A 9,762-nucleotide genomic window follows, 5' to 3' on the forward strand; every position below is an offset into this window, starting at 1 on the left:
GACCCTAGACAAGTCCCATCGTCGCAGGTCAGGAGCACTCTTCGCGTTTCCGATCACGCATCGGACACCCGGCCACGCGAAAGCCCGAGGTTAGGCTAGATACCCACAAGACGTTCCAGCAGGTAAGCCGCTGACCAGCGACTTTCCGGGTCGCACCGTTGATCCAGACGATCACGGTTCCCCCTCTTCCGTAGCCCTCTGTGGCTTGCCCGCAACACCCTGCCGCGAAAACCCGGCTGTCGCGACGCTGTTGCCGAAAGGGACCGCCGGATGCCCTTGGACGGTGTCCCTCCGCACCGTCCGCGGTCGGCTTCCGCGCCGGGATCCCCGCCCTGAACCAGCGGCGTCCCTCCGTCCGTACGAGTCCGGCTGCCGGCGGACCGGGGCCGCCGAGAGCCGGACTACCCCTTGCTCGAACCCAGTGTGAGGCCCGCGATGAAGTGGCGCTGAAGCAGCAGGAAGACCACGAGCGTCGGCAGGGCGACAATGACCGAACCGGCGGCGAGCAGGTTGTAGTCCGTGAAGAACTGGCCGCGGAGATTGTTGAGCGCCGAGGTGATCGGGAGCTTGTCGCCGTCGGACATGAAGACCAGGGCCCACAGGAAGTCGTTGTACATCCAGGTGAATTGGAGGGTGCCGAGCGCGGCCAGGGCCGGGCGGCACAGCGGCAGGGTGATCCGCCAGTACTGGGCCCAGACGCCCGCGCCGTCGACGACGGCGGCCTCCAGGATCTCCCGCGGCAGGGTGCGCATGAAGTTGGCCAGCACGAAGACGCAGAAGCCGAGCTGGAAGCCGACCTGGACGGTGACGACGGCCCAGTACGAGTCGAACATCGTCATCGAGTCGGACATCCAGTAGGGCAGCGGGATGCGGTTGAACACGACGTACAGCGGTGTGACGATCACCTGCTGCGGCAGCAGGTTCCCGGCGGTGAAGAGCATGAGCAGGACGAGCCCGCCGCGCATCTGCAGGCGAGCCAGCGCGAAGGCCACGAACGAGGCGAGGAAGAGGGTGACGAGTACCCCCGGAACCGCGATGATCATGGTGTTGACGAAGTACTTCGTCATGCCGGAGTCGGAGAACGCCTGACGGTAGTAGTCCAGGGAGAGGTGGCGCGGCAGCGAGAAGTAGCCGTGCGCCGAGGTCTCGTCGTACGGCCGCAGCGAGGCGTACACCGCGAGCAGCAGCGGGGCGAGGAAGGCGAGGGAGACCGCCATCAGGAAGGCGTGGACGCCGATCCTGCCGGGGCGGACGCGGCGCCGAACGGCCGGTGGCGCCGGCGGGGCGCTGGGGCGGGCGGGGGCGGTGTGAACGGTCAACGGTTCTTCTCCCCTCGGAGTTCCTGGACCAGGTACGTCGCGACGAATCCCAGGGAGACGACCAGCAGGACGACGGCGATGGCGGAGCCGAAACCGATGCGGCTGGCCTCACCGATGATGTTGTCGGTGACGAGCACGGAGAGAAGTTCGAGTCCGTTGCGGCCGTGGTTGACGGCGTACACGATGTCGAAGGCTCGCAGGGACTCGATGACGGTGATAACGCCGACGATGACGTTGACCGGCCGCAGCGTGGGGAGGACGACGCGGAAGAAGGTCTGGGCCTCGCTCGCCCCGTCGATCGCCGCGGCCTCCTTCAGCGAGGGGTCGACGGCCTTGAGTCCGGCGAGGTAGAGGATCATCACATAGCCGGTGTGCCGCCAGGCCGCGGCCAGCAAAACCATCCAGATGTTCAGGTCCGGGTCGCCGAGCCAGTCGGTCGGCGACCGCGTGTCCCCGATGACCGCGTTGAGGGCACCCTGGTCGCGGGAGAAGACCAACTGGGCGATGAAGCCGACCACGGCGAGGGACAGCACGACGGGCATGTAGAGGGTCGACTGGTAGAAACGGCTGAAACGCACACCCCTGTCGATGAGTACGGCGAGCAGCAGCCCGAAGGGCGCGGCCACCAGACCGAGGAAGCCGAGCCAGAGCAGATTGTGCCGGGCGGCGGGCCAGAACTGCGGGTAGTTGGTGAAGAGGTTCGCGTAGTTCCGCGTACCGACCCACTTGATGTCACCGATGCCGTCCCAGCTGGTGAAGGAGAGCACGACGGAGGCGAGGGTCGGCCCCCACACGACGGCGATGTCGAGCAGTACGGGGATGCCGAGCAGCACACCGAGTACGGCGAGGTCGCGGCCGGTGAACCGCCGCGTGACCCGCCGTCCGGTGCGCCGCGCCGAGATGAACGACACGGTCGGTACTCCAGGTTCGGTCGGATTCCATCGGGGACGTCCTGGATCAGTCGGCGGCGAAGATGGTCTTCTTCTGCCGCTCGATGTCGTTGACCAGACCGTCCACGTCGTTGGGGTTGCTGATGAACCTCTGGATCGCCGGGATCATGACCGTGGAGGAGAAGTCCGGCCGGGTGTCCCGGTCCAGGAACTGGGAGATCTGCTTCGCCCCGGAGACCAGCTCCACGGCCTTCTTCTGGAGCGGTGAGTACGCGGAGGTGTCCGCCTGGTCGCTGACCGCGATGTTGTTCGGGTCGCTCTTCAGGTAGATGTCCTCGGCCTTCCCGGTGGCCAGCCATTTGACCAGGTCCTTGGCGCTCGCCAGGGACTTCTTGTTCTTCAGGTTCTTCGACTTCTTCGCCAGCAGGAATCCGTCGACGGGCGCCTCGACCGCCTCCTGTCCGTGTTCCGGGTTGATGATCGGGAAGGGGAAGAAGTCGATGTCGCCCTGTTCGCCCTCGGGAAACTGGGCGCCGGGGTGCGGCAGGCCGAACACGGCCATGCCGGCCTCCTTCTTCTGGAGGCTGGTGGCGGCTTCCTGCCAAGTACGGCCGTTGGCCCCCTGCTGGCAGTACGGCAAGAGCCTGCGCCAGGTGTCGAAGACTTCCTTGACCCGTTTGTCGGTCCAGGCGACTTCGCCCGCCATCAGGCTCTTGTGGAACTCGTAGCCGTTGGTCCGCATGTCGATGTAGTCGAAGGTGCCCATGGCGGGCCAGCCGTCCTTGTCGCAGAAGGCGATGGGGTCGAGCTTGTCCTTCTTCATCTGCTTGGCGAGAGCCACGTACTCGTCGAGCGTCTTCGGGGCCTGGTAGCCGCGGTCGGCGAACAGGCTCTTGCGGTGGAAGACGGCCCACGGATAGTAGTAGTAGGGCGTGAGGTACTGCTTGCCGTCCGCACCGGTGGACTGGGCTTTCAGAGCGTCCGAGAAGCCCTTGTAGTCCTGCCAGTTGTCACTGATGTCGTGCAGCAGTCCTTTCTGGGCGAAGAACTGCATCCGGTAGCCCGCGAACCACATGAAGACATCGTCCGGCTTGCCCTGCAGATACCGGTTGATGTTCTCCTGAAAGGTGTTGTGGTCGACGGTGTTGACCTTCACCTTCCGCCCGCCCGACTGGGCCTCGTACGCCGCGAAAGCGTCGGCGAAGGCCTTCTTCGGAATGGGGTCGGACGAATTCGAACCCAGGGTGATCGTCTTTCCGTCACCACCGGGGCCGCTCCCACAGGCGGTGAGCAGCGAGGGAAGAGTGACGGCTCCCGCGCCCACCGCGGCAGCACGCAACAGACTTCGTCGGGACATCCGATGTCCTGCGAAGCTGCCCGGCACACCTGACCTGTCGTAATCAGACTGCGTCATGCCCAACTCCTCTGGGATGCAACCCAACACAACCGAACGTGCGATTGGATCTCACCCCCAAGTGATCGTGTCGTCAAGGGTTTTGACGAGATACCGAACAACCGGCACTGCCGCCCTTCCAACACACTTCAACACGCCCTAACGTAATCGCACGCATTGGCGTGCACATGCCGTCATCCGATCATGCATGAGTGTGGAGGAACGTAACGATGCGTCATCTTCCAACCCGTACAACCCGAACCAGCCATCGCACAGTCATCGGAGCGCTGCTGGCCGGGCTGCTCTGTGCTGCGGGGACTTCCGTTCCCGCCACCGCCGACTCGCCCGCTCCCGCGCCCGCACCGGCCCCGCGGGCCGACAACGGTCTGGCGCTCACCCCTCCGATGGGGTTCAACAATTGGAACTCCACGCACTGTCGCGCCGAGTTCAACGAATCGATGGTCAAGGGCATCGCCGACATCTTCGTCGAGAAGGGCCTCAAGGAAGCCGGCTACCAGTACGTCAATCTCGACGACTGCTGGGCGAAGCCGCAGCGCAATGCGGACGGCGAACTGGAGGCCGATCCGCAACGCTTTCCGAACGGCATCAAGGCCGTCGCCGACTATGTCCACTCCAAGGGCCTGAAAATCGGCATCTACACCAGCGCCGGCACCAAGACCTGCGACAGCGTGGGGCTTCCGGGTGCGCTCGGCCATGAGTACAGCGACGCACGGCAGTTCGCGGACTGGGGCATCGACTACCTCAAGTACGACAACTGCAACAACCAGGGGGTCGACGCGAAGAAGCGCTATACGACGATGCGCGACGCACTGGCGGCGACCGGCCGCCCCATCGTCTACAGCATCTGCGAATGGGGTGAGAACAAGCCCTGGGAGTGGGCCGGTGAACTCGGCAACCTCTGGCGCACGACCGGCGACATCAATGACAGCTGGGGCAGCATGCTGTCGATCATGAAGCAGAATCTGCCCCTCGCCGCCGCCGCGGGCCCGGGACACTGGAACGACCCCGACATGCTTGAGGTGGGCAACGGCGGCATGACGGACACGGAGTACCGCACCCACTTCTCCATGTGGTCCGTGATGGCGGCCCCGCTGCTCATCGGCTCCGATCTGCGCAAAGCGAGTCCGGAGACCTTCGAGATCCTCTCCAACCACGAGGTCATCGCGGTGGATCAGGACCCGCTGGGCAAGCAGGCCACCGTGCTCTCCTCCACCGGCGGGCGCTGGGTCGTCACCAAGGACATGCAGGACGGCAGCCGCGTCGTGGCCCTCTTCAACGAGACCGGCGGCGCGCAGCGCATCTCGACGACGGCCGAGGCCGTGGGGCTGCCGAGGGCGACCGCGTACACGATGCGCGACCTGTGGGAGCACACGACGTACAACACCGCGGGCGGCGTCTCGGCGACCGTCCCGGCACACGGCACCGTGCTGCTGCGTATCGCCGCCGACCGCAAGTGGGCCGCGCACCCGCCCGCCGTGGAACTCGGCGTAGACGCGAACCCGTTGATCGAGGCCGGTCGCACCGCCGCGCTCACGACGACGGTGACGGATCTCGGCCGCACCCCCGCCACGGGGGTGTCTGCGGCTCTCACCGGCCCCTCGGGCTGGCGGGTGAGGGCGGTTTCACCGACCGGATCGCCGACCCTGCCCAGCGGCCGGGCCCTGACCACCCGCTGGCAGCTGACGGCGCCCGGGGGCACGGCCTCCGGTACGTACGACCTGACGCTCACCGCCCGATACCGCTCACCGGCCGGGACACGGGTGACGTCCGCGGTCCCGTTCCGGGCGCACGTGGTGGTCGCACCACCGTCGGGTGTCAGCCACATGAGCGATCTGCCCATGCTCTCCGCCACCAACGGCTGGGGTCCGGTCGAGAAGGACACCAGCAACGGTGAGAACAAGGCCGGCGACGGGAATCCGCTCACCATCGGCGGCACGGTCTTCGCCAAGGGCCTCGGTGTGCACGCCGACAGCACCGTCGAGTTCTACACCGGCGGGGCGTGCAGCGCCGTGACGGCGCAGGTCGGAATCGACGACGAGAAGGGCGCCAAGGGCACGGTCGCCTTCGAGGTGTGGGCCGACGGCACGAAGGCGGCGTCGACCGGCGTGCTGACCAACGCGATGCCCGCGCAACCGCTCCCGGCGGATGTGAGCGGTGCGCAGGTCGTACGTCTGGTGGTCACCGACGGCGGGGACGGCATCGATTCCGACCACGCGGACTGGGCCGATCTGCGGATCACTTGCTGACGGCGGGGAGGTGACCGGGGGTCGGGGGCGCGGCGATGTCACGCGCCCCCGATCGCCGGTCGGGCCCCGGCTCGTCGACCGCCACCGCCGCGCCCCCGCCCACGCGGATCGCGGCGGCCGCCGCGCCCACCAGTCCCGCGTCGGTGCCCATCACCGCCGGGGCCACCGTGAGCTGCCGCACGAAGGAGAGCGTGGCGTACCGGCCCAAGGCATGGCGCAGCGGAGTGAAGAGGATGTCGCCCGCTCCGGCCACTCCCCCGCCGATCACCGCGATATCGATCTCGACGAGCGTGGCGGTGGCGGCGATGCCGGCGGCGAGCGCTTGGGCGGCGCGCTCGAACGAGGCGAGTGCGATCCGGTCCCCGGCGCGCGCGGCGGCGGCCACGGCGGCGGCCGAGGCATCGCCGTCCGGTCCGGGCCGCCAGCCGGTCTCCAGCGCCCGGCGCGCGATGTTCGGTCCGCTGGCGATGCGCTCGACACAGCCGCGCGAACCGCACGGGCACGGATCGCCGTCCAGATCCACGCTGACGTGACCGATGTGCCCCGCGTTGCCCGTGGGACCGGGGTGCAGCCTTCCGCCGAGGACGAGTCCGCCGCCGACACCGGTCGACACGACCATGCACAGTGCGTTGTCGTAGCCGCGGGCCGCGCCCAGCCAGTGTTCGGCCGCCGTCATCGCGACGCCGTCGCCGACCAGTTCGACGGGCAGACCGCCGACCGCCTTGCCGACCCGTGCCACCAGTGGGAAGTCACGCCAGCCGGGCACGTTGACGGGGCTCACCGTGCCGGCCGAGGCGTCCACCGGGCCCGCGCTGCCGATCCCGACGGCCCTCGCCCGCCCCCACAGCGGTGATCCGGACAGTTCTGCCAGCACCTCCGTCACGGCCCCCATCACCGTCTCGGCGCTCTCTTGGGCGGGCGTCGGCCGCTGCGCCCGCACGAGGAGCGCGCCGCTGCCGTCCACCAGCGCGGCGGCGATCTTGGTGCCGCCGATGTCCAGCGCGGCGACGAGGTCGGTATGCATCGGTGCGGCTCCGTGAGTAGGTGGCGGGGACCTGCGGCTTCGGTAAACAGCCTCCCCAGTCTCCATTCAGCTGACAACGTTGTCCAGGGCCTATGCTCGACAGCAGAGTCCCCGGCCTCTCCGCGGCGTCGCTCGCGGGACCGCCGGACCGCCCGCCCCCGACGACAGGACAGCGCACCGTGGCCGAGACCGCCCGTCACTCCGAGACCCGTTACGGCAACCGGCCGACCATGAAGGATGTGGCCGCCCGTGCCGGAGTGGGCCTCAAGACGGTCTCTCGTGTGGTCAACAGCGAGCCGGGAGTCACGCCCGACACCGAACGCCGGGTCCAGGAAGCCATCGAGGCACTCGGCTTCCGCCGGAACGACAGCGCACGGGTCCTGCGCAAGGGCCGCACCGCCTCGATCGGCCTGGTCCTGGAGGATCTCGCCGACCCCTTCTACGGGCCCCTGAGCCGCGCGGTGGAGGAGGTCGCCCGTGCACATGGCGCGCTGCTCATCAACGGTTCGAGCGCCGAGGACCCGGAGCGTGAGCAGGAGTTGGTGCTCGCCCTGTGCGCGCGCCGGGTGGACGGGCTCATCGTGATTCCGGCGGGCGACGACCACCGGTATCTGGAACCGGAGATAAGGGCCGGCATCGCCACGGTGTTCGTGGACCGGCCGGCCGGCCGGATCGACGCCGACGTGGTCCTCTCCGACAGCTTCGGCGGTGCCCGCGAGGGCGTCGCGCAGCTGATCGCGCACGGCCATCGCCGGATCGGCTTCATCGGTGACCAGCCGCGCATCCAGACCGCGACCGAGCGGCTGCGCGGCTACCACGCGGCCATGGCGGACGCCGGGACAGCGGTCGAGGACTCCTGGGTCTCCCTCGGCTCGACCGACCCCGGCCGGGTCCGCGCCGCCGTCGAGGAGATGCTCTCCGGCCCGGAACCCGTCACCGCGCTCTTCGCGGGCAACAACCGGGTGACGGTGACGGCGGTGCGGGTCCTCGCGGAGCAGGAACGCCGGATCGCCCTGGTCGGCTTCGACGACATCGAACTGGCCGACCTGCTCGGCATCACCGTCATCTCGCAGGACGCCGCTGCGGTCGGCCGCACCGCCGCCGAGCACCTCTTCCGCCGCCTGGACGGCGCGGACCATGCCCCGGCACGCGTCGAGATCCCCACCACGCTCATCCCCCGCGGCTCGGGCGAACTGGCGCCCGCCTGAACGGGCAGTCAGCCGTCTCGGGCGCCGCCGCGCCCGGGGCCGGGTCGAGGCGTCGCATACGGCGGCCGTTCAGGGGACGGTGCGGCCGGTGTGCGTTGTGCCGTTACGGCGTGGTCACCGTCAGCCCGCCCCGGCGCGGCGACGCGAACGCGTCCAGGTCCGCGCGCGTCAGTCCGGTCAGGCGGGCGACCTCGGCGGTGTCCAGGGCGCCGCAGTCGATGCCGCGCAGCAGGTATCCGCTGAGCGCCTTGGCGGTGGCGGGTTCGTCCATGACGTCACCACCGGCCTTGGCCACGTACGCGGCAAGGCGCGCGGCGGCCTGCTCCAGGCCCTCGCGGTAGAAGGTGTACACGGCCGCGTAGCGGGTGGGCAGGTGCCCCGGGTGCATGTCCCAGCCCTGGTAGTAGGCGCGGGCCAGGGCGCGGCGGGTGAGGCCGTAGTGGAGCCGCCATGCCTCGTGGACCTGGTGGGTGGGACCGACCGGAAGGACGTTGGTCGAGCCGTCGGACACCCGTACGCCGGTGCCCGCGGCAGCAACCTGCATGACGGCCTTGGCGTGGTCGGCGGCCGGGTGGTCGCTGGCCTGGTAGGCGGCGCTGACGCCGACGCAGGCGCTGTAGTCGAAGGTGCCGTAGTGCAGACCGGTGGCGCGGCCCTGCGCGGCGTCGATCATGCGGGCGACGGCGGCGGTGCCGTCGGCGGCGAGGATGGACTGGCTGGTCTCGATCTGGATCTCGAAGCCGAGCCGGCCGGCCGGCAGCCCGTGCGTGCTCTCGAACGCTTCGAGAAGCCGGACGAAGGCGGTGACCTGCTCGGGGTAGGTCACCTTGGGCAGGGTCAGGACCAGTCCGTCGGGCAGACCGCCCGCCTGCATCAGACCGGTGAGGAAGACGTCCGTGGTGCGGATGCCGCGGTCGCGCACGGCCGCCTCCATGCACTTCATCCGGATGCCCATGTACGGGGCCGCCGTACCGTCCCGGTACGCCTCCGAGACGAGCCGGGCGGCGCGGGCCGCGTCCTCGTCCTCCTCGGCGTCGGGGCGGGGGCCGTAACCGTCCTCGAAGTCGATGCGCAGGTCCTCGACGGGCTCGCGCTCCAGCTTGGCGCGCACCCGGTCGTGGACGGGCGCGGCGAGTTCGTCCGGGATGCCGAGGGCGGCGGCGAACGAGCCCGCGTCGGGGGCGTGCTCGTCGAGGGCCCGCAGAGCCTGGTCGCCCCACGAGCGGATGGTGCCGGAGGCGAACGTGTCGCCGGGGACATAGACCGTGTGGACAGGCTGACGCGTCCCCGGGTCCCCGGGGTAGCGACGGGCGAGCTCGGCGTCGACCGCGGTGAGGGAGGCGCTGATCTCCTCGCTGACCGCACCGGCGAGGCTCGTTGCCACCTTCTCCTGCTGACCCATTTCCACACCCTCCACAGTCACGTTGTTTCCGCTTCCCGGAATCAACAATCCGTATAGTGAAGTTATAAGGCCGTCGGATCTGCGTCAATGGTGATCCAAAGCGGTCCGGGGCCGTGTGGTGAGTACACACCACACGGCCCCGGACCGTCGGGAGCTGCTGGGGAGGAGGGGGTCAGCCCTTGCGGGACTTGACCTCGTCGGTGAGCTGGGGCACGACCTGGAAGAGGTCGCCGACGACGCCGTAGTCGACGAGGTCGAA

6 protein-coding genes and 1 pseudogene are annotated in these 9,762 nt (G+C 68.9%); 2 read left to right on the forward strand and 5 right to left on the reverse strand.

The features are described from left to right. Positions 1–401: 401 nt before the first annotated feature. Genes ABZ826_RS37945 through ABZ826_RS37955 form a run of 3 tightly spaced genes read right to left on the reverse strand, consistent with a single transcriptional unit; the run spans position 402 to position 3,566 of the window. Positions 402–1,319: a carbohydrate ABC transporter permease gene (locus tag ABZ826_RS37945; protein WP_361458969.1), complete on the reverse strand. Its 918-nt coding sequence runs from the start codon at positions 1,317–1,319 to the stop codon at positions 402–404. Continuing rightward, positions 1,316–2,230, reverse strand: coding sequence for a sugar ABC transporter permease (locus ABZ826_RS37950; RefSeq protein WP_361458971.1), 915 nt, complete (start codon positions 2,228–2,230; stop codon positions 1,316–1,318). Before ABZ826_RS37950 ends, ABZ826_RS37945 begins: the two co-directional genes overlap by 4 nt. A gap of 46 nt (positions 2,231–2,276) precedes the next feature. Then, positions 2,277–3,566, reverse strand: coding sequence for an ABC transporter substrate-binding protein (locus ABZ826_RS37955; RefSeq protein ID WP_361458973.1), 1,290 nt, complete (start codon positions 3,564–3,566; stop codon positions 2,277–2,279). Between the two features lie 266 nt (positions 3,567–3,832). On the opposite strand from ABZ826_RS37955, the gene ABZ826_RS37960 reads away from it, so the two are divergent. Then, on the forward strand, positions 3,833–5,869 hold the full coding sequence (locus ABZ826_RS37960; RefSeq protein WP_361458975.1) for an NPCBM/NEW2 domain-containing protein: 2,037 nt from the start codon (positions 3,833–3,835) through the stop codon (positions 5,867–5,869). 106 nt (positions 5,870–5,975) lie between these two features. Here ABZ826_RS37960 and ABZ826_RS37965 read toward each other — a convergent pair. Beyond that, a pseudogene (locus ABZ826_RS37965) lies at positions 5,976–6,893 on the reverse strand (ROK family protein); the annotation flags it as partial. Positions 6,894–7,072: 179 nt separating this feature from the next. Here ABZ826_RS37965 and ABZ826_RS37970 point away from each other — a divergent pair. Continuing rightward, the gene (locus ABZ826_RS37970; RefSeq protein WP_361458979.1) at positions 7,073–8,101 is read left to right on the forward strand and encodes a LacI family DNA-binding transcriptional regulator; all 1,029 of its coding nucleotides are present in this window, start codon (positions 7,073–7,075) and stop codon (positions 8,099–8,101) included. A 103-nt stretch (positions 8,102–8,204) separates the two neighbouring features. On the opposite strand, the gene ABZ826_RS37975 is transcribed toward ABZ826_RS37970, so the two are convergent. Beyond that, on the reverse strand, positions 8,205–9,503 hold the full coding sequence (locus ABZ826_RS37975; RefSeq protein ID WP_361458977.1) for an aldolase: 1,299 nt from the start codon (positions 9,501–9,503) through the stop codon (positions 8,205–8,207). Between the last annotated feature and the right edge of the window lie 259 nt (positions 9,504–9,762).

The sequence above is a fragment of the Streptomyces sp. NPDC047515 genome, assembly GCF_040643055.1.
Lineage (GTDB): Bacteria > Actinomycetota > Actinomycetes > Streptomycetales > Streptomycetaceae > Streptomyces.

Coding starts and splice junctions, on each gene's coding strand:
- ABZ826_RS37960 (WP_361458975.1), top strand. CDS start 3,833: ATGCGTCATCTTCCAACCCGTACAACCCGAACCAGCCATCGCACAGTC.
- ABZ826_RS37955 (WP_361458973.1), bottom strand. CDS start 3,566: ATGTCCCGACGAAGTCTGTTGCGTGCTGCCGCGGTGGGCGCGGGAGCC.
- ABZ826_RS37975 (WP_361458977.1), bottom strand. CDS start 9,503: ATGGGTCAGCAGGAGAAGGTGGCAACGAGCCTCGCCGGTGCGGTCAGC.